Source organism: Amycolatopsis sp. CA-211722 (assembly GCF_056828465.1).
Map to the genome: position 1 here is coordinate 5,659,420 of NZ_CP184752.1, position 18,902 is coordinate 5,678,321.

General features: G+C 68.4%; 16 protein-coding genes. 14 read left to right on the forward strand and 2 right to left on the reverse strand.

The genetic code is table 11. The features are described 5' to 3' along the window. Positions 1-104: 104 nt before the first annotated feature. The gene (locus tag ACOCEP_RS26965; protein WP_482331805.1) at positions 105-1,286 is read right to left on the reverse strand and encodes a hypothetical protein; all 1,182 of its coding nucleotides are present in this window, start codon (positions 1,284-1,286) and stop codon (positions 105-107) included. Between the two features lie 280 nt (positions 1,287-1,566). Between ACOCEP_RS26965 and ACOCEP_RS26970 the strand changes: the two genes are divergently transcribed. From ACOCEP_RS26970 to ACOCEP_RS26990, 5 genes are all read left to right on the forward strand, one after another. Further along, positions 1,567-1,752, forward strand: coding sequence for a hypothetical protein (locus ACOCEP_RS26970; RefSeq protein ID WP_482331806.1), 186 nt, complete (start codon positions 1,567-1,569; stop codon positions 1,750-1,752). A 393-nt stretch (positions 1,753-2,145) separates the two neighbouring features. After that, entirely contained in the window at positions 2,146-2,931 is a 786-nt protein-coding gene (locus tag ACOCEP_RS26975; RefSeq protein WP_482331807.1) for a S1 family peptidase, read from the forward strand. Positions 2,932-3,107: 176 nt separating this feature from the next. Next, complete coding sequence (locus tag ACOCEP_RS26980; RefSeq protein ID WP_482331808.1) at positions 3,108-3,767, forward strand: Pvc16 family protein; 660 nt, start codon at positions 3,108-3,110, stop codon at positions 3,765-3,767. After that, positions 3,764-5,737, forward strand: a complete 1,974-nt coding sequence (locus ACOCEP_RS26985; RefSeq protein ID WP_482331809.1) for an ATP-binding protein — start codon at positions 3,764-3,766, stop codon at positions 5,735-5,737. The genes ACOCEP_RS26980 and ACOCEP_RS26985 overlap by 4 nt, the downstream gene beginning before the upstream one ends. 113 nt (positions 5,738-5,850) lie before the next feature. After that, positions 5,851-6,576 carry an eCIS core domain-containing protein gene (locus tag ACOCEP_RS26990; protein ID WP_482331810.1) on the forward strand — a complete coding sequence of 242 codons (726 nt, stop codon included), beginning with the start codon at positions 5,851-5,853 and terminating at the stop codon, positions 6,574-6,576. 299 nt (positions 6,577-6,875) lie between these two features. On the opposite strand, the gene ACOCEP_RS26995 is transcribed toward ACOCEP_RS26990, so the two are convergent. Next, positions 6,876-10,235: a phage tail protein gene (locus tag ACOCEP_RS26995; RefSeq protein ID WP_482331812.1), complete on the reverse strand. Its 3,360-nt coding sequence runs from the start codon at positions 10,233-10,235 to the stop codon at positions 6,876-6,878. Positions 10,236-10,433: 198 nt separating this feature from the next. Between ACOCEP_RS26995 and ACOCEP_RS27000 the strand changes: the two genes are divergently transcribed. The 9 genes from ACOCEP_RS27000 to ACOCEP_RS27040 all read left to right on the forward strand — a co-directional run bounded on the left by ACOCEP_RS27000 (position 10,434) and on the right by ACOCEP_RS27040 (position 18,902). Beyond that, a complete protein-coding gene (locus ACOCEP_RS27000; protein WP_482331813.1) occupies positions 10,434-11,975 on the forward strand; it encodes a phage tail sheath family protein in 1,542 nt (513 codons plus the stop codon). A gap of 15 nt (positions 11,976-11,990) precedes the next feature. After that, a complete protein-coding gene (locus tag ACOCEP_RS27005; RefSeq protein ID WP_482331814.1) occupies positions 11,991-12,434 on the forward strand; it encodes a phage tail protein in 444 nt (147 codons plus the stop codon). 4 nt (positions 12,435-12,438) lie between these two features. Beyond that, complete coding sequence (locus tag ACOCEP_RS27010; protein WP_073842281.1) at positions 12,439-12,879, forward strand: hypothetical protein; 441 nt, start codon at positions 12,439-12,441, stop codon at positions 12,877-12,879. Beyond that, positions 12,876-13,034: a DUF6760 family protein gene (locus ACOCEP_RS27015; RefSeq protein WP_016333592.1), complete on the forward strand. Its 159-nt coding sequence runs from the start codon at positions 12,876-12,878 to the stop codon at positions 13,032-13,034. The genes ACOCEP_RS27010 and ACOCEP_RS27015 overlap by 4 nt, the downstream gene beginning before the upstream one ends. A 58-nt stretch (positions 13,035-13,092) precedes the next feature. Next, positions 13,093-15,402 carry a hypothetical protein gene (locus tag ACOCEP_RS27020; RefSeq protein WP_482331815.1) on the forward strand — a complete coding sequence of 770 codons (2,310 nt, stop codon included), beginning with the start codon at positions 13,093-13,095 and terminating at the stop codon, positions 15,400-15,402. Between the two features lie 11 nt (positions 15,403-15,413). Further along, complete coding sequence (locus tag ACOCEP_RS27025; RefSeq protein ID WP_482331816.1) at positions 15,414-15,860, forward strand: phage tail protein; 447 nt, start codon at positions 15,414-15,416, stop codon at positions 15,858-15,860. A 2-nt stretch (positions 15,861-15,862) separates the two neighbouring features. Further along, positions 15,863-16,627: a CIS tube protein gene (locus ACOCEP_RS27030; RefSeq protein ID WP_395875279.1), complete on the forward strand. Its 765-nt coding sequence runs from the start codon at positions 15,863-15,865 to the stop codon at positions 16,625-16,627. Beyond that, positions 16,620-18,440 carry a VgrG-related protein gene (locus ACOCEP_RS27035; protein WP_482331817.1) on the forward strand — a complete coding sequence of 607 codons (1,821 nt, stop codon included), beginning with the start codon at positions 16,620-16,622 and terminating at the stop codon, positions 18,438-18,440. The genes ACOCEP_RS27030 and ACOCEP_RS27035 overlap by 8 nt, the downstream gene beginning before the upstream one ends. A 180-nt stretch (positions 18,441-18,620) precedes the next feature. Continuing rightward, a complete protein-coding gene (locus ACOCEP_RS27040; RefSeq protein ID WP_126730963.1) occupies positions 18,621-18,902 on the forward strand; it encodes a PAAR domain-containing protein in 282 nt (93 codons plus the stop codon).

Genomic DNA, 18,902 nt, shown 5'->3' on the forward strand with positions numbered 1-18,902 from the left:
CAGCGCGTGGGCCGAGCCCGGCGAACGCGGCACCCTCGGCCAGGTCGTCTTCCGTCCCCACGTCCCCGATCTCTGCTGACCTCGCAGCCGGTTGGAGCTGTCCGTCATCGTGGACGATCGATGTTCTGGACGAGCTCGTCGATGAGCAAGGCCTCTGCGATCTCCACGGCGATCTTCGCGACGCCCGCACCGGCGACCGCGGCCTCCATGCAGGTTTGCGCTTCTTCGGCCGTCAGACCCCTGGTCGATTCGCCCAGGGCGAAGGTGATCCTGTACAGATTCGCCACGTAGCTGAACGACAGGGCGAACAGGAAGAAGAGGTACAGGGTGAAGGTGGCGTATTCGACGCCGTCGCCCTCGGCCAATCTTTCGAACTCCAGCATGGCTTCGACAGCCAGGTTGCACACGCCCGGAATCAGGACTGGAAGAACAGCCTGCGAAATTCTTTCCGCCGTTTCGGCTTGCCACAGGGAATTCGCGTCGGAGTTCGACCGTGCGGTGACTCCGGAACGGGGCCGATCCAGCAGCCGGTCGACGTAATCGAGAGTCGAGCTCCGCACCGACTTGAACTTGTGCAACGCGAAGCGCATGGCGCGCCCCACTGTCATCGCATCGTAATCCTCTGGGTCACCATGCCCCTCCTGGAGGGCGGTGATGGCTTCGGCCTCGTGAGCCAGAGCGGTCAGTCTTCTCTCGGGCAATCCCCCGCGGAATCTTTTCTGCGTGGCGGTCGTCTTGGAATCCAGCACCCCGGCGATCGTCTTCCAGGGGACGCCGAGGGACCGCAACTCGGCGACTATGTCCCTCTCCGTCTGATCGATGGCTGCCCGCAGTGATCGAGCCGACTTGAGGAAGACGAGGATTCCGACCCATTCCCGGGGTGCGGGATCGGCCTTTTCCGGCAGGTCGATGCGGGTGACGTTGACGCCTTGGCGGATGGCGTTGCGGGCCACCGAGGTGCCCGGTGGCCCGGATCGCCATTCGGCGGCCAGGCAAGAAATTCGTGGCGCCTCGGCGGAAACCGTCGCGTACGCCTTGTGCGCGGAACTCTTTTCGATGGACAGCGCACGTCCGATCGTCGAAAAAGGAATCTTGTGGAAGATCGCTTCGCCGGCGATGGTCGATTCCTGGGTGCGAAGTTCCACTTGAAGTTGCCGGACGGCGCGCAGATGGTCGAAACAGGCCTGCCGTCGTCGGCTCGGCCCATCGGGTTTTTCGGGATTTCGCCAGGCGGAAAGGCGGATGACGGCATGTCGTGCCAAAAACTCGTACGTGTCCATCGTCATGACCCATCCATCGGAAGAACAAGGTGTTCCGGGCCAGGAATCGTCGACTTCGTGGAGTGACATGTCGCGATGCTACCTGCCGGGTGTACGCCGCAAACCTGTGGCAGGCGTCAAGTATCACGCGCTGAGTGGCCTTGGAGTGTCGGCGAGCGTGGGCGTCGACAATTGGTGGATCGCGATCCACCTCGAGCGAACGCCGATGACGTGACCGGCCGTGGTGACGCGACCTAGGGTTGCCCTCAATCAGGCAGTAATGCGGCAATGTTCGAGGAGTCAGCGAATGAAGCGTCGAATCGTCGGCGACATGACGGAAATGCGACGGCCGCACCGGCCGGCGCGGCGATCCGGCCGGAAAAGGTCGAAGTTCGGCGAACTGGTGTGGTGGTGTTTCGTGCGTGGAGCGGCGACGGCGGCCGGCGGCGCGGTGATCAGCATGGTGATGCTCTGGATCGAGAGCCGTGGCTGAATTTGCGAGGCGCGGTGAAAACGACTGGCAGCGATGCCGGAGCGCGAAGCGCCGAGGACGGGCGGGCCACGGGTGGCTCTCCGAACTCGTCAAGTCCGGGGTGGCCGCCGTCGCTTCGGCCGAAGGTCATCGGGCAAAGGTACGGCGTCTCCGGGATGAGGGGCCGTGGTCTGTCGTGAATGGGCTTCCATCGCTGACCTGCCGGCCGTCGCGACCGTCACCGGGTGCGCCGACAGGCGTCCGTTCATCAGGTCACCGCTCGGCCCCCGGTTTGTCACGCTGGGTCGGCCATTCGGCCGAGGTACACCCGGCCGATGAGCCGATCCAGCTGTGATCATCACCCCATAGCGTGACGACTGTCAGCAATTCGTCGTCTACGGGGAGTTCACGATAATGCTTCGCAAAACAGGCGTACTGATGGTCGGTCTGGCCGCGGCGGGAGCGATGCTGGTGCCGGGGATCGCGGCGGCGGCCGACGGGCCGACGCCCTACGTCATCGGCGGGCACGACGCCACCGAGGACTACTCGTTCATGGTGTCGCTGCAGGAGGGCGGGCGGCACTTCTGCGGCGGCTCGCTGATCAGTGAGGACTGGGTGGTGACCGCGGCGCATTGCGTGCGGGGAGCGCAGCCGGGGCAGATCAGGACCAGGATCGGGGCGCGGCAGCACAACAGCGGGGGGACGGAGACCGGGGTCAGCCGGATCGTCGTGCACCCGGACTTCACCGGGAAGGAGCCGCTGGGCCAGGACATCGCGCTGGTGCGGTTGGACAAACCGGTGACCGAGAAGCCGATCAAGATCGCCGAGACCGTGGGCGGCGCGGGGACGGGGACCCGGATCCTCGGCTGGGGCGAGCACTGCGTCGAGCAGAACTGCGGCGCACCGGAGATCCTCCAGGAGTTGGACACCAAGGTCAGGCCGGCGGAAGACTGCCGCAGCCTCGTCGCGGGCAAGGAGATCTGCACCGGTTCCGACACGCCGGACGCGATGGGCTGCCACGGCGACTCGGGCGGGCCGCAGATCAAGGGCAGGCCCGGTGAGTGGGAACTGGTCGGTGCGACCAGCCGCGATGGTGACGCGGATCCGAAATGCGCCAGCGGGCTGGGCATCTGGACCGACGTGACGGTGTACCGGGACTGGATCGCCGAGCAGACGGGCCGCACGCCGACCGTGGCGTGATTCCGGAGCGTGCCGCGAAAGCCACCGCGGACGTGGCTTTCGCGGCACGCCCGGCGCGGGCCGAGCCTGGTGCCCGTTGGGGCAGCCGGGTGTACCCGAAGGTCTGCCGTCGCGCGGCTGGCCGGCCGGCGCCGCCGCGGCCATCGTGGGAAGACCGCCGTCCGAGGAGGTCCGCAGTGATCCATGAGGTCGATGAGGCGCTGCGGCGGCTGGTACGGGGTGAGGCCCGGCGTGGCAGCGAGATCGAAGTCGCGTTCGACGCGCCGACCAAGGAGTGGGCGTCGCGGCGCAACGCTCCCACGGTGAACGTCTACCTCTACGACGTCCGTGAGGATCTGCGCCGTCGCTCTCGGGGACTGCTCAACGAGTACGACCCGCTCGGCAAGGTCGCGGCGCGGCACCTGCCGCCCCGGCACATCAAGCTGTCCTATCTGGTCACCGCGTGGACGCAGCGACCGGAAGACGAGCACCGCGTGCTGTCCGACCTCTTGCTCGGCCTGCTCGCCCACGACGCGGTCCCGGAGTCGGTGCTCACCGGGTCGCTGGCGCGGATGGGCCTGCCGGTGCCGATGACGGTCGCGTTGCCGCCGCCCGAAGACCGCGCGTTCGCCGATGTCTGGACCGCGCTGGGCGGCGAACTGAAACCTTCGCTGGACGTCGTCATCTCCGCTCCTGTCCACAGTGGACGGGTGTACCCGGCGGAACGGCCGCCGCAGGAAGGCCTGAAGCTCGACACCGGCGACGGCGAGGTGACCGGGCACCATGTGGCGGAGAGCGGGGCGGTCGAAGGGCAACGCCGGGTCGCGATGGCGCGCACCCACCGGAAAACCCGATGAGCCTGGAGTACCTGTTCGAGCGGCTGGCCCGGCTCGAACGGCGGATCCGCGACGCGGTCGAGAGCCGCCGGGCCGCCGACCCGAACCCCGACGACCCCTTCCGCGGGCTGTACCTGTCGAACGAGACGATCGACGCGCTGCTGGAAGGCCACCGTGAGCCGTTCCCGCCGTTCACGGATTCCGTGCCGGACGGCCGCCTGAACCCGTTGGCGAAGCGCGCGGGACTCACCGGCGTCGACGTCGAACTGCTGCTGGTCGCGCTCGCGCCCGACCTCGACAGCCGGTTCGAACAGTTCTACGGCTACCTGAACGACGACGTGACCCGCCGCCGGGCGACAGCGGGTCTGGCCTTGCGCCTGTGCGGAATCCCTGAAGCGTCGGCCGCCGGCCGGGCGCGGCTCGACGCCGACGCTCCACTGATCACTTGTGGCCTCCTCACCCTCGAGGAGCAGGACCGTCCCTTCCTGTCACGCACGCTTCGTGTCCCCGACCGGGTGGTGAACCACCTGCTGGGCGACGATCGGCTCGCCCCGGAACTCGCCGGTTGCGCCCGCCTCGGCACGGAGTCCGCCGACGTGGCCGGTGCGGACCGGCTCACCCGGGCGATCAGCGGCCAGGTCGGCTTGGTCCACCTGAGGGAACATCCCGGTGGGGGTGCCGCAGAACTCGGTGCCGCGGCGCTGGCCGGTGCCGGTTTTCCCGCGCTGGTGGTCGACGCGGCGCGGTGGCAGGACGAGCTCACCGGTTCGCTCGTGCGGGAGGCGTTGCTGCGCGGCGCGGGGCTGGTGCTGGGCCCGGTCGAAGACTCGCCGCGACTGGAGAGACTCCTTCATCCGGCGGTTCCGGTGATCGTCCACGGCACCGGGGCCTGGGACCCGCGGTGGAGTGTCGTCCCGCCCTTGCAGCTCGACGCGTTCCCGTTGTCCGCGGCGAGCCGGGTGGGTCTTTGGCGCGGCCATCTCGACGGCAGGCTCGCTCCGGACGTCGACCCGGGGGAGGCGACCGCGCATTTCGTGCTGGGACCGGGGCAGATCGCCCGAGCGGCGAAGGCGGCGTCGGTGACGGCGCTGGCGGATGGCGGGCCGGTGCGGACGTCCCACCTGCGCGCGGGAGCGCGGAGCCAGAACGCGGCCGGTCTGCAGCGGCTCGCCCGGCGGATCGAACCCGGGGTCGGCTGGAGCGACCTGGTGCTACCCGCGGGCGTACTGTCCCTTTTGGACGAACTGGCCGCGCGGGCGCGCTACCGGGACCAGGTGCTCGACGAGTGGCGGATGCGGCCGGGCGGCGGACGGGGCCGGGGTGTGACGGGACTGTTCGCCGGGGATTCGGGGACGGGCAAGACGATGTCCGCCGAGGTCATCGCCGCCTCGCTGGGGATGGACCTCTACACCGTGAACCTGGCGACCGTGGTCGACAAGTACGTCGGCGAGACGGAGAAGAATCTCGAACGGATCTTCACCGAGGCCGCCGGTGTCAACGGGGTACTGCTGTTCGACGAGGCGGACGCGATCTTCGGCAAACGGTCCGAGGTCCGTGACGCCCACGACCGGTACGCGAACATCGAAAGCGCGTACCTGTTGCAGCGGATGGAAACCTTCGACGGCATCGCGGTGCTGGCCACCAACCTGCGGGCGAATCTCGACGAGGCGTTCACCCGCAGGCTGGACGTGATCGTGGACTTCCCGTTGCCGGACGTCGAGTTGCGGCGTCAGTTGTGGGACCGCTGCCTCGGCGCCCGGCTGCCCCGGGCCGACGACCTGGACCTGGGCTTCCTCGCCGAAGCGTTCGAGCTCGCGGGAGGGCATATCCGCTCGGCCGCGGTGACCGGCGCGTATCTCGCGGCGGAGGCCGGCCGCCCGGTGGCGATGACGGATCTGGTCGGCGCGGTCGCGCGGGAGTATCGCAAGCTGGGCAGGCTCTGCCTGGACCGCGAGTTCGGCCCGTACCTGGCACTGGTGACCGATGGCTGAGCTGCCCGTTCGGGCGGCCGATGCCGCCCGTTCGGCCGTGCGGGGCAGCCTGGTGCGTCGCGCCGCGACGGCGCAAGCTGGACAGGCGGCGTAGCGACCCGAGGGAGCGGACCATGCGCGGGCACAGCCACGACAACGACTTCGAAGCGAGCCTGCGGCCGAAAGGCGACCGGCCGGAGCGGGACGAGGGCGGCCTGCTGGGCCGCGCCGCCGCGGCCGGGCGCCCCGACGTCCTCGGTCCGGCGGGCATGCTGGATCTGCAGCGCGCGGTGGGCAACTCCGGGGTGAGCACCCTGGTCGAGGAGGAGCGCTCCCCGGTCCACGACGTGGTCACCTCCGGCGGCGCGCCGTTGGACGCCTCGACGCGTGCGGACATGGAGGGCCGCTTCGGGCACGACTTCGGCGACGTCCGGGTGCACACCGACGGCGCGGCGCACGACTCGGCGAAATCCGTCAACGCGCAGGCCTACACGGTCGGCTCGAACATCGTGTTCCAGCGGGACAAGTACGACCCGGGGTCGGACGCGGGCAAGCACATGCTGGCGCACGAGCTGACGCACGTCGTCCAGCAGCGGAGCGGGCCGGTGGACGGGACCGACGCCGGTGGCGGGGTGAAGGTCTCGGATCCTTCGGACCGGTTCGAGCGCGAGGCCGTCGCCAATGCCGACCGGCTGATGTCCGCCCCGGCGCCCGCCGCCGGGCCCGCGGTCCAGCGGTGTGCGGACGACGGCGAGACGCACGTCCAGCGCGAAGAAGCTCCCGAGGCCGAGGACGGCGAAGAGGAGAAGATGGCGCAGACTTACGTACAGCGCGAGGAAGAGACCGACGAAGAGGCTTAGTTCCCTGACCCGTAAGGCAAATACGGCGTGTTCGGGCGCTTGCTGGATGCGGGCTTCGGTGTCGCGAAAGCCACTTTCGGGACATCAGGCGTCGCGAAAGTGGCTTTCGCGACGTGTCCGAGCCTTCAGTCAGGCAGAAGGACCGCACCACCTGTGGCGAAGGGGACTTTCCTCGCGTGCGATGCGGGGAAAGCTCCCTTCACCTCGCCCAGCACCACGGACTCGCCACCCGACAGGACACCTTTGCCCTACGGCTCAATAACCGTCCTCACCACTCACGAGTCCCTGGAAGGGGTCCGTCAGGTGCCGTCCGGCCCCTTGAAACCAGGCTGGATGGTCCAGATACCTGTTCCGCTTTCCGCGGCCCCATTGGATTTGTTGCAGGTTCCGCACATGCCGTGGAGATTTTCGAGGTCGTTGAAGAACTTCGTGCGGGCATCCTGGTCGGATTTTCGTCCGGTGGCGTTCCAGTGCTTGATCACGGAAGGTTCCTTGTGATCGAGGTTTATCGCGGAATTCCCTATTCCCGGAACCAGGTGCGGCGTCTTGTAGTCCTTGCCGGGACAGATGTAGGAGGTGCTCATCTTGTACACCGGGTCGTGCTGCCAGCGAGTCGCTTCCCGCAGTTTCTGGCTCATCAGGCGGCTGAGCTCCGACTGGCGCTTGAGTTTGGCGGGGCCGTTGAAGCCCCCGTAGAACGTGGGGCGGAACTTGCCGTCCGTGCGGAACTCGGCGCGGACCTCGCCGCCCAGTACGTAGGTGGACTCTTTGAGCATGTCCAGGTCGATCTCGTGACCGATCGCCTGCAGAGTGGAGGCGATGAGGCGCCGCTCCTGCCAGATCTCGGCCTCGGCCCGCTGGATTTCCTCCCGGGCGTTCGTGGCGAGGGCGTCCTTCAGTTTCGTCTCGTGCCCGACGACGATGCCGCGCATTTGTGACAGCTGGGTCGCCACGGCGGGCCTGCTCTTGATCATGTCGTGCTTGAGTGCCCGGTCGATCTTGTCCACCAGGGGGTCGGCGTCGCTCGCCATCATCAGGACCGGACGGCCGCCGCGGACTTCCATGTAGAGGGAGTGACTGCTGCCCTTCATGGTGACCGCGGTCTTCTTCTTGAGTTTGGCGAACAGCGCGTCTTTGAGCGCCTTCGCGCCTTCGAGGACCTTGGCTCCCTTGCCCTTCAGCTTCGACCAGATCTTCTTGCCCGCCTTGACGATCGTCCCGACCACCGTGTCGATCACCTTGCCGACCGGGGCCTGGACCTTCTCCAGGATCGACTTGATCTTCTCCGAGATCCCGCCCAGCCCGAGCAGGCTCGCCAGGAACCCGAGCACCATCGGCAGCGCCTTCGCCAGCGTGCGCTCGATCAGCCCGGCCACCGCGCCGGCCCCGCCGCGGGCGATCGACTCGACCGAGTCCAGCACGGACGAGACGAACTCCTTGATCTGGGCGGCCTTGTCGACGAAGAACATGACGATGTCGTAGATCGCCTTGCAGGCCTTGATGAACGCGGCCGCCGGGTTGAGCATCGAGATGATCCAGGTGATCCCCGCCTTGACGATCTTCTCGATCACGAATTCCTTGATCTGGCCCAGCACCATCTCCTTGAGGTCGCCCAGCTTCTCGACCACCCAGCGCCAGAGCCCCGGCACGCCTTCGGTGATCAGGATCTTGACCACCTCGAAGGTCTGCTCCAGTTTGGCGAGCACGGGTTCGGGGATGAAGCGGAGGATCCGCGCGCGGACGCTCGCCCAGGTCAGCCCGAGGATCGACATGATCATCTTCAGGATGCCCTTGGCGTCCAGGGTCTCCGGGATCTCGATGCCCGCGGCGGCCAGGTTGCCGAGCAGCCAGCCCTTCAGGCCGTCCTTGAGATGCTGCACGATGTTCGCGCCGAAGTTCACGACACCGGTTTTGACCGCGGTGACCAGGTTGCCGAGGAACTCGATGGGTTTGGCGATGATCAGGCCGACCGCGTTCGCCGCCCGCGACAGCACGCTCAGCAGCATGTCCTTCAGCTTGAGGATCGTGTCGATCGCGCCGCCGACCGCCTCCTTCGCCTTGTCCCACAGGCCTTTGTTCTCCGCCTGCAGTGCCTTGATCTCCTCGTCGACGGCGTTGCGGGCCTCGCTGTACTTCTGGGCCAGATCGTCGACCAGGGCCTGCTGTTTCTCGTCGACGGAGCTCTCGAGTTCGTCGAACTGGCTCCCGAACTCCTTGGCGGCCTCGCCCGCGATCTTGCGCAGGGCGGGGGACTGCGAGTCGACCTTCTGGCGCACGCGCTCGCGGCCTTCGGTGATCAGCCGTTTCGCGTCGGTCAGCTGCTTGCCGACGAAATCGGCGATCTCCCCGATGACGCCCCGCATCTTCGACTCGTAGACCTTCTTGGCTTCGAGGAAGAGGTTGTTCGCCTCGGCGGGCAGGCCGGCGAACAGATCGTAGGTCCAGCGGGCCGCGCCGGTGACGCCGTCGTAGCGTTCGTCCTTGTACTTCTTCATCCGCGCCTGGTGGTCGGCTGTGAAAGCGGCCTTCGCCGCCGCTTCGCCGGTCTCGAACCGTTTGGCCACCTGGTCGTCGAGCGCGCCGAGGACACCCTCGACCTTCGTCTTGGTCTCGTCGAAGATCGCCTTGATCTCCGCGGTGATCCGGGCCCGGTCCTGCTCGTCCTTGGTCTTCGTGGCCGACTTCGCCGCTTGCCCGCGTTGCCCGGACGACGCCCGCGCGCCGGTCATCCCCGCCATCGCTGCCTGGCCGGACGCCTGTGCCGCGCCCGTGACAGCGGCCAACTGGCCAGCCTCCGACTCGCGAACCGCCGCGGGCGCCGACGCCGTGTGCTGTTCGCCCTCCCGTTTCGCGACGAGCGCGCCGGTGAACTCGGGCTCGTTGGACTGCGCCAGCTGCTGGTCGGTGACCCCGGCTTCGGCCATCTTGCCTTGGGTTTCGCAGTGGTCGGCGCGAAGGTCGGTTTGGGCGGGCGGGGCCTTGTCCGGGGTGGCCTTGCGGGCGTCCGGCGGGGACAACGCGGGCGGCGGCGGGGTTTCCGGTAGTGGTTTCACCGGTTTTTCCGTTGCCTTGCCGGTATCCGGCGTTTCCTTGGTGCGCTCGGTGACGTCCTTGGCGGAAGCGTCCTTGCCGCTGGTGACCTTGCCCATCACCTCGGATTTGATCTGGTCCGCCTTGCCGGACGAGGCGAACTTGTCGGCCTCGTCGAGATTCTGCGGCGCCTGCTTGGCGACGGCGGCGTTCACCGCGGCGACGAAGGCGGCCTTGTCGAACCCGGCCGGTTCGGCGGCGGCCATCTTGTCCGCCTGCGCCGCCTTGGCTTGGGCTTCCTTGTCGTCGGCGGGCGCGACCGCGGCGTCCTGCGCCTTTTTCACCTCGGCGGAGGCGGGCGGATGCGCTTTGGCCGCCTTCGCCTGCCCGCTGACGTCCTTCTTGAGCGAACCGAACTTCGGGTCGGACGCCGGGGTCACGCCGGTGGGCGCGACCGGGGGAGCGGGGCAGCCGCTGCGCTGCAAACCGACGAGACGGGTCACCGCCGCGTTGCCCGCGGCGGCCTGCAGCCGCAGCAGCGTCGGCGGGGTGGCACGGCGCGCGGGCTTGACCGGCCGCGCGGGTTGCGCGGCCGGGGCCTGTCCCACCTTGTCCCGGCCCGCCGGCATGTCTTCACTTTCGGCTTCGCCGGGCCGGTTGCCAACAGCCGGAAGGGCGGGCCCCGCTGCCCGAACGGGCAGCTGCCTTTTCGGGCAGAGATTGGTTCCCGCCGACCTATCCGCTTGGTCGTTTCGCCGTGCGCGTCCACACCGGAGCATCGCCGATGACAGAGAGCGCGCCGACAGTGCCGACAAGGGAGGCCCCGCATGCCCACCTATCTCACCCCGGGTGTGTACGTCGAGGAGATCGAGGCGGGCGCCCGGCCGATCGAGGGTGTGGGCACCGCGGTCGCCGCCTTCGTCGGTTTCGCGGCGGACGGCCCCTTCAACACGCCCACCCTGGTGTCCAACTGGACCCAGTTCACCCAGACCTTCGGTGACTTCGTCGAAGGCTGCTATCTGGCGCAGTCGGTCTACGGATATTTCCTCAATGGCGGGGCCAATTGCTACATCGTCCGGATCGGCGGGCCCCGGGACCGGGAAAACGGTGCGGCGGCGAAGGCCGCGACACGGCAGGCCGTGCTCGGTGGCTACCGTTTCGTCGCGAAAGAGCTCACGAGTGGCGGGCAACCGGGCGAGCTCACCGTCGAAGTCACGGAACCGAGCGGCGAGAACCCGGGCGACGACCGGTTCACCGTGCTCGTCAAGAAGGACGGCAAGGTCGTCGAGACCCACAACGTGACCACCAAGCGCACCAAGGAGAACGTCGTCACGCTGGTGCGCGAGAAGTCGAGCTTCATCACCATCGAAGAACTCGCGACCGGTGGCGCGGTGGCGAAACCGGACCGGGGCACCGCCGTGCTCACCGAGCCGCCGCAGCCGCCGCCCGTCCCGCGTCGCATCGCGGCCGACGACTACGTCGGCGACGTCGCCGATCGCACCGGTTTCGGTGGCCTGGAGGCGATCGACGAGATCACCATGGTCGCGGTGCCGGACCTGATGGCCGCCCACCAGCGCGATCTGATCGACCTCGACGGGGTCAAGGCCGTGCAGCTGGCGATGATCGCGCACTGCGAGCTGATGGGTGACCGGATGGCGATCGTCGATCCGCCGCCAGGGCTCACCCCGCAGGACGTCCGCACCTGGCGCATGGACCAGGCCGGGTACGACTCGAAGTACGCGGCGTTGTACTACCCGTGGGTGCAGGTGCTCGACGCGGCCAGCGGGACCAACACGTTCGTGCCGCCGAGCGGATACATGGCGGGGGTCTGGGCGCGCACCGACGCGACCCGCGGTGTCCACAAGGCACCGGCGAACGAGGTCGTCCGCGGTGTGCTGGCGCTCGAGACCCAGCTGACCAAGGCGGAGCAGGAGCTGCTCAACCCGATCGGCGTGAACTGCGTGCGTTCCTTCGCCGGCAAGGGCATCCGCATCTGGGGAGCGCGGACGCTGTCGAGCGACCCGGCGTGGCGCTACCTCAACGTGCGGCGGCTGTTCAACTACCTCGAAGAGTCGATCCTCAACGGCACCCAGTGGGTCGTGTTCGAGCCGAACGACGACGCGCTGTGGGCCCGCATCCGGCGCACGATCAGCGCTTTCCTGGTGATGGAGTGGCGCAAGGGCGCGTTGTTCGGCCTCACTCCCGACGAGGCCTTCTTCGTGAAATGCGACCGGGAGACCAACCCGGCCGAGGGGATCGATCTCGGCCAGGTGATCTGCGAAGTGGGCATCGCGCCGGTGAAACCGGCGGAGTTCGTGATCTTCCGGCTGGCCCAGATGTCCGGCGGCACCAGCCTGGTCAACGAATAGTGAAAGGGCTCCGAAATGGCACTTCCCGATCTTGACAAGGCCGTCGGCTGCTCCTTCGGGCTCGAGATCGACGGCGTTCAGATCAAGCAGATCTCCGAGGTCTCCGGGCTGAAGATGGAGCAGGACGTCATCGAGCTCAAACAGAACACCGTGGACGGCAAGTACGTCATCAAGAAGCTCCCCGGCCGCCCGAAGGCGGGTGAGGTGACCTTGACCCGCGGCCTGACCGACGACAGCAGCTTCGAGAAGTGGGTCAAGGACGCGCACTTCGGCAAGATGGGTTCCGCTCGTAAGGGCGGCGCGATCATCGTCTACGACTACGAAGGCACTCCGCTCAAACGCTACAAACTCACCAACGCGTGGCCGAAGAGCCTGGAGATCGGCGCGCTGAAGGCGGGCGACACCAGTGTGCTCACCGAGAAGCTCGTGGTCACCTACGAGCAGATGGAAGTCGAGTGAGCCGATGCGCAGGGTGATGGCCTCGGCGCCGGCCGAGGAAGCCCCCGTCGTGCCGGAAGCGCAGGCGCGGCCGAAGCTGCGGACCGAGTTCGCGTTCGAACTCCCGCGCGGTTACGTCGACGACGCGGGCAACGTGCACCACTCCGGGGTGATGCGCCTGGCGACCGCGCGGGACGAGCTCGTCCCGCTCCGGGACGACCGGGTCCGGGAGAACTCGGCGTTCCTCACGGTGGTGCTGCTGGCGAGGGTGATCACCCGGATCGGTGACGTCACCGATGTGCACGCCGGGGTCATCGAGAACCTGTTCGCTTCGGATCTGGCGTTCCTGCAGGACATGTACCGGCGGATCAACAGCGAAGGCCATACGCGGGCGGGTGTCGCCTGTCCGGAGTGCGGCCACGAGTTCGTCGTCGACGTCGCCGGTGGCCGCCTGGGGGAATCGTGACGTACGCGGCCGGACGGCTGCACGAGGAAGTCGCGTACGTCGCCTACCACCTGCACTGGTCGCTCGACGACATCCTCGACCTCGAACACCACGACCGGTTGACCTACGTCGCCGAGATCGCCCGGATCAACACTCGGATGAGCGAGGGACGGTGACGTGGCGATGTGGAGGTGGCGCAGGAAGGAGCCCGGCCCGCCCCCGGAGGCGCCGGCCATGCTGCCGGTGACCCGTGCCGAATGGCGAAGCCTGCCGCCGATCCAGCGCGCCGTCGCCGAGCATCCGCTGATCAATCCGGTGCGGGATTTCAGTGCCACGCTGACGTCTTGGCGGAGTCCGGCGTATCTGGAGCCGCTGGGGCATCGGGTCGGTCCGGCGGAGCCCGCGGGAGTCGTCGAGGGTCTCGCGCGGGCACCGATGGCACCGCCGGATCTGCCTGTGGTGCAACGGTCGGCCCGCAAACGTGGTGTGCTGTCGAGACTTTGGGGAATGTCGGCGCAGCGCGCCGCCGAACCGGACGGTCCGGTGACCGGGAGCTTCGGCCCTGAACAGGAATCCGTGCCTGCCGTGCAGTCGTATGAGGAGCCGATTCCGGACGAGCCGGAGCCGACAGTCGCGCTGGAGCCGACGGCGACGCTCGTGTTACCGGCCGTCGCGGCGGCGTCGCGTGACGCCGAGCGGCCGTCGATGCCGTTGACCACCGCGGGCTCGTCGGCGCGCCCGCCGGTGAGGACGGTCCCAGCGATCCGGTCGGAATCCCCGAGCGCTCCGGTCCCCACGCCGGAGCTCGCGGCCGAACCGCGGGCAGGCGAGACTTTCGAGCCTGACCACGATCTTCTCGTGTCCACGTCCGAGCCGGTCGATGTCGAGACCGTGCCGGTCCCTGTTCCGGGCCCGCTCCCCGCCGAGCCACCCACGCCGGAGGTGGTGACGCCGCGGCCCGCGCTGCCGGTCGTCCAGAGGACGGAACAAGTCGAGGCGGCCCCGCGGCGGTTGGGGCTCGGCGCGCCGATCTTGCCGGACTCGGTCCAGACGGAGGCGCCGATCGTCGACATACCAGCAGTACAGGAAAACGTCACCAAGGTGGACGCGCCGCTGGCGGGCGACGTCGAGACCCCGGTGCTGCCCACGGTTTCGGCGCCGGCTGAGGTGGCGCGGGAGGAGCGGACTCTTCCGGTCATGCCCGTGGAGACGCCGACTTCCGCACCAGCCGTCCAGCGTTCGGTCGTCGAATCGGCTCTGGAACTTCCGTCGCCGGAACACCGCGACGTGCCGCAGGCCGGGGCTTCGGTTCGGAAGCCGGTGCAGCGTTTGCGTGATGAGTCGCCGGTGGGGCGCGACAAATCGCCGGCGGAACCGCCCTCGGGCCGGGGGCCAGTACCGGGTCATGAATCGCCAGGCGAGCCTGCCTCGGTTCAGCGGCCGGTGCAGCGTTCGCGCGACGAGTCGCCAGTAAGGCCGCTGTCGGTCCAGGGGCCGGCGCGGCGCCATGAGTCACTCAGGGAGCCCGCTTTGGTTGAGCGGCCGGTGCAGCGCCCTGACTCACTGGGGGAGCCTGCGTCGGCTCACAGTCCGGTTCAGCGTTTACGTGACGAATCGCCAGGGGCGTTGGCTTCGGTTCAGCGCTTACGGGAAGAGTCGCCAGCGGGACCGATACCGGCTCAGAGACCGGTGCAGCGCCTCCGCGACGAATCGGTGGGGGAGCATACATTCGTTCAGAGGCCGGTGCAGCGCTTCCGCGACGAACCGCCACAGGAGCATGCAGAGGCGCCGATCTTGGTCTCCCGGGCGCTCGAACCGCCACCGAGCCTGCCGACGGTCACCTCGTCGCGCTCTTCACCCGACACCACCTTCCACCCGCCCGAACCCCCGCGAGTCCGGTCCGGGACGACAGCAACCCCAGAGCCGCCCGGGACGCCGGACGGCTCGGTGAGCGCGCCACCGGTATCGGTGATCTCGACGTCACCGCTGCCGGTGGCACGAGTCGTCGATGGCACGGACGCGGTCTCGCCCGCACCGTCGGTGGTGGACCAGCGCCCGACCCTGGCCGCCTTGCCGAGCGGGGGCGGTGCCACGCCGCTGCCTTCCGTATCACCGAGGACTCCGCTCATGCCGGAGACGTTTACGGCCAAGCCGGTTGTTCAACGCCAAGACGCGGAAACCTTCCAACAGCCGACGACGATGCCTCCGCTGGCGAGACCCGCCGAAACGCGATCCGTGCAACGCACTGTGCCCAGCGAGCCCGTCGCCGACGTCAAGGGCCTTGTGTTCAACCTGCCACCCGTCGGCGGTCCGCGACAGCCGGAACCCCAGGTCCTCCAACGCGAGCCGGAAGCACCACCGCCGGAGCCCGTCGCACCGGCGCCGGCAACCGTAGCGCCGGTACCCGCACAGGCGGCACCGGCCGCGCAGCCGGAGACCGAGGAACTCGTCAAGAAGCTTTTCGACCCGCTGCTCCGGCGGCTCAAGACCGAACTCCGCCTCGACCGTGAGCGCCGCGGCGCACTCACCGATCGCCCGCACTGAAGGAGAAACCGATGCCGGACGCGGAAGAAGCCGTCGCCGTCTGCTACGTCGTCAAGCTCGACGACAAGAACCTCGGCAACCTCGGCGCGTTCAGCAGTTGCGACGGGCTGGGCTGCGAGTTCGTCATGGAGCAGCGGGAAGAGGGCGGCAACAACGGGATGGTCTGGCAGCTCCCGACGCGGATCAAGTACTCCAACATCAAGCTCTCTCGCCCGGTCACCGAGGCCAGCGCGCAGATCACGAAATGGTTCGCCGGCATGGCGGGCGGCATCGAGCGCAAGACCGCGACCATCGAAGCGCGCACCCTCGACGGCACCGTGATCGCCAGCTGGTCGCTGGAGGGTGTCGTCCCCGTGCGCTGGAGCGGGCCGCAACTCTCGCCCGACTCCCCGAAGGTCGCCACCGAGACCCTCGAACTGGCCCACCACGGCTTTCTCAGCCCGGCGAAGAAGGGCTGACCATGTCCTCGCCCGTCACGTTCACCTCCGCCGGATCCCAGCCGCCCGCGGCGTACGGCTCCGGCGAACCGGCGCCGAACAATCTCCAGCGCGCGCTGCTGGAGGTCCGCAAACCACCGCAGTCCGGTGGCACCGGGCAGCCCGGCGCCAAGCTGTTCGAGATCAAGTTCCAGTTCAACCCCAAGGAACTCTCGCTCACCAAGAACGCCAAATGGGGCCGTGATCCGCAGCGCAACGCGAAGAAGAGCGGCCCGCCGGAGTTCAAGGGCTCGGACCCGTGCAAGCTCGCGCTGGAGATGTTCCTCGACGCCACGGACAAGATGGACGACGCCGTCGTCAAGAAGGTCGAGCAGCTTTTCACCTGCTGTGTCGCCACCGAGGAAAGCCGCCAGCACGGCAAGGGTTCGCCGCCGTGGGTGATCTTCAAATGGGGCGGTATGACCGGCTTCCCCGCTTACGTCGCCAACGTCACCGCTAAGTACACGCTGTTCACGCCGTCGGGCACCCCGGTGCGCGCGGTGTGCACGGTGAACCTGGAGGAGATCGCCGGCGAGCTGAGCGGGCAGAATCCGACCTCGGGCGCGCTGGCGGCACGGGACACCCACGTGTTCGTCGCCGGCGATTCCCTGCAGGCGGTGGCTTTCCGGGCCTATGGCGACGCGGGGAAATGGCGCGAGATCGCCGACGCCAACGACATCGACGACCCGATGCGGCTGCGTCCTGGCACCCGGTTGCTCGTACCGGCGCTGGAGGAACTCGATGGCTAACGAGAGCTTCGCGAACAACCTCATCGTCGAAGTCGCCGGTGGTCCACTTCCCGACGACGTGAAGACGCTGCTCTCGTACGCCTATGTCGACGACAGCCGGAACCTGCCGGACATGTTCGTCCTGCGCTTCCGCGACTCCGGGCACGTGGTGCTGGACAAGGGGAAGTTCACGGTCGGTGTGCCCGTCAAGCTGAAGGTGCAGACCTCCGATCCCGAAGGACCGCAAGAGCTGCTTTCCGGCGAGGTCACCGCGGTCGCGATCGACCTCGACCGGATCGGCACCTTCACCGAGGTACGCGGCTACGACCACGCGCACCGGCTGTTCCGCGGCCGCCGGGTCGCGGTCTACCCGGGGATGAGCCTCGCCGACGTCGTCCGGAAGGTGACCCAGCGGGCCGGGCTGAAGGTCGGCAAGATCGACGCGGTCCGCGGTGTCGGCGGCCGCCCGCATACGCAGTTCAGCCAGGACAACGTGAGCGACTGGGAGTTCCTGTCCCGGCTGGCCGAATCGGTCGGCGCCCAGATCGCGGTGCGCGGCGGCGCGCTGGACTTCAGCCTCGCCGAGAAGCCTTCGGCCGCACCCGCCGTCACCGCGAAGGCCAACACCGACCCGCTGGTGCTCGAAGCGCATCGGACCCTGGTCAGCCTGCGCGCCAGCGTCACCGCGGCCGAGCAGGTGCCCGAGGTCGAAGCCCGCGGCTGGGACATGGACCGGAAGAAACCCCTGGTGGCCGTCGAAAAACCGGCGAACGCGGGAACCGAGGTCGAAGGTGTCGACCCGGTCGCGCTCGCGAACAAGTTCGCCAGCCCCAAGTACGTCTCGGCGGATACGCCGCGGCGGACGCAGGCCGAGGCCAAGGCCGCGGCGGTCGCGCTGGCCGAACGGCTCGGCGGCGCGTGCACCGAACTCGACGGGGTGGCCAAGGGCAACCCGAAGCTCCGGGCCGGCGCGGCGGTGACGCTGACCGGCGTGGGCAAACCGTTCGCCGGCAAGTACACGCTCACCAGCACCCGGCACCTGTTCAACGCGGAAGTCGGCTACACCACCGAGTTCGCCGTCTCCGGCAGGCAGGAACGCTCCCTCTACGGGCTGATCGCCGGTGGTTCCGGGGCGTCGACGTGGCCCGGAGTGGTGCCGGCCGTGGTCAGCGACGCGAGGGATCCCGCCGGGCTCGGCCGGGTCAAGCTGACCTTTCCCTGGCTGGATCAGAACTTCACCAGCAACTGGGCGCGCACGGTGCAGCCCGGCGCCGGGAACGGGCGGGGCGCGATGGTCCTGTCCGAGGTCGGTGACGAAGTGCTCGTCGGCTTCGAACAAGGCGACTTCGAGGCGCCGTACGTCCTCGGCGGTTTGTATAACGGCGTAGACGCGGTGCCGAAGTTCACCGCGTCGCCGATCGACGGCAACAGCGGCGAGATCGCCGTACGGGGCTTCGTTTCCCGCAAGGGGCACAAGCTCGAATTCGCCGAACAGGACGGCATCGTCGTCGCCTCCGGGGACGGGAAGCTGGCGGTCAAGCTCGACCAGAAGAACCAGATGATCGAAGTGACCAGCGGCAAGGGTGTCACGGTGAAGGCGCGGAACGGGGTGAGCATCGACGCGGGCAGCGGTCCGCTGGAGCTCAAGGGACAGAAGGTTTCCGTGAAGTCGATGACCGAAGCGACCGTCGAGGCGAGCAGCAGCCTGAAACTTTCGGGCACGGCGGGCGTGCAGGTCGAAGGCGCGACGGTTTCGGTCAAGGGACAGGGCCAGGCGGAGCTGACCGCGAGCGGCATGGTGACCGTGCGCGGCAGCGTGGTCAAGATCAACTGAAGGGGGCGGAGCTGGGATGTATGCGACAGACGCTCGTGGCATGTCGCGAAAGCCACTTTCGCGACACCTGACGTCCCGAAAGTGGCTTTCGCGACACACCGGCCGCTCCGCACACCAGCCGGACCGGCGACCGAGACCGGCCCGGTCTTCGACCGCCGGCAGACAGTGAGGGGAGTGGGAATGCCACCAGCCGCGAGGGTCGGCGACCCGACCGGGCACCCGGGCGTCATCGCCGGACCCGGGGTGCCGACCGTGCTCATCGGCGGGATGCCCGCCGCCACCGTCGGCACGGTGCACACCTGCTCGTTCCCGCCGCCCGCGGTGCATCCGCCGACACCGATCGCGCCACCGGGCTGCCCGACGGTGCTGATCGGCGGCCTGCCCGCGGCGCGGATGGGCGATCTCGCCGCTTGCGGCGCACCGATCGTCCTCGGCTGCCCGACCGTCCTGATCGGAGGCTGA

Excerpts from the sequence above, each read along its gene's own strand:
- ACOCEP_RS26965 (WP_482331805.1), bottom strand. The coding sequence starts at position 1,286 with ATGACGATGGACACGTACGAGTTTTTGGCACGACATGCCGTCATCCGC.
- ACOCEP_RS26970 (WP_482331806.1), top strand. The coding sequence starts at position 1,567 with ATGAAGCGTCGAATCGTCGGCGACATGACGGAAATGCGACGGCCGCAC.
- ACOCEP_RS26975 (WP_482331807.1), top strand. The coding sequence starts at position 2,146 with ATGCTTCGCAAAACAGGCGTACTGATGGTCGGTCTGGCCGCGGCGGGA.
- ACOCEP_RS26985 (WP_482331809.1), top strand. The coding sequence starts at position 3,764 with ATGAGCCTGGAGTACCTGTTCGAGCGGCTGGCCCGGCTCGAACGGCGG.
- ACOCEP_RS26990 (WP_482331810.1), top strand. The coding sequence starts at position 5,851 with ATGCGCGGGCACAGCCACGACAACGACTTCGAAGCGAGCCTGCGGCCG.
- ACOCEP_RS26995 (WP_482331812.1), bottom strand. The coding sequence starts at position 10,235 with ATGCCGGCGGGCCGGGACAAGGTGGGACAGGCCCCGGCCGCGCAACCC.
- ACOCEP_RS27000 (WP_482331813.1), top strand. The coding sequence starts at position 10,434 with ATGCCCACCTATCTCACCCCGGGTGTGTACGTCGAGGAGATCGAGGCG.
- ACOCEP_RS27005 (WP_482331814.1), top strand. The coding sequence starts at position 11,991 with ATGGCACTTCCCGATCTTGACAAGGCCGTCGGCTGCTCCTTCGGGCTC.
- ACOCEP_RS27010 (WP_073842281.1), top strand. The coding sequence starts at position 12,439 with ATGCGCAGGGTGATGGCCTCGGCGCCGGCCGAGGAAGCCCCCGTCGTG.
- ACOCEP_RS27020 (WP_482331815.1), top strand. The coding sequence starts at position 13,093 with ATGCTGCCGGTGACCCGTGCCGAATGGCGAAGCCTGCCGCCGATCCAG.
- ACOCEP_RS27025 (WP_482331816.1), top strand. The coding sequence starts at position 15,414 with ATGCCGGACGCGGAAGAAGCCGTCGCCGTCTGCTACGTCGTCAAGCTC.
- ACOCEP_RS27030 (WP_395875279.1), top strand. The coding sequence starts at position 15,863 with ATGTCCTCGCCCGTCACGTTCACCTCCGCCGGATCCCAGCCGCCCGCG.
- ACOCEP_RS27035 (WP_482331817.1), top strand. The coding sequence starts at position 16,620 with ATGGCTAACGAGAGCTTCGCGAACAACCTCATCGTCGAAGTCGCCGGT.
- ACOCEP_RS27040 (WP_126730963.1), top strand. The coding sequence starts at position 18,621 with ATGCCACCAGCCGCGAGGGTCGGCGACCCGACCGGGCACCCGGGCGTC.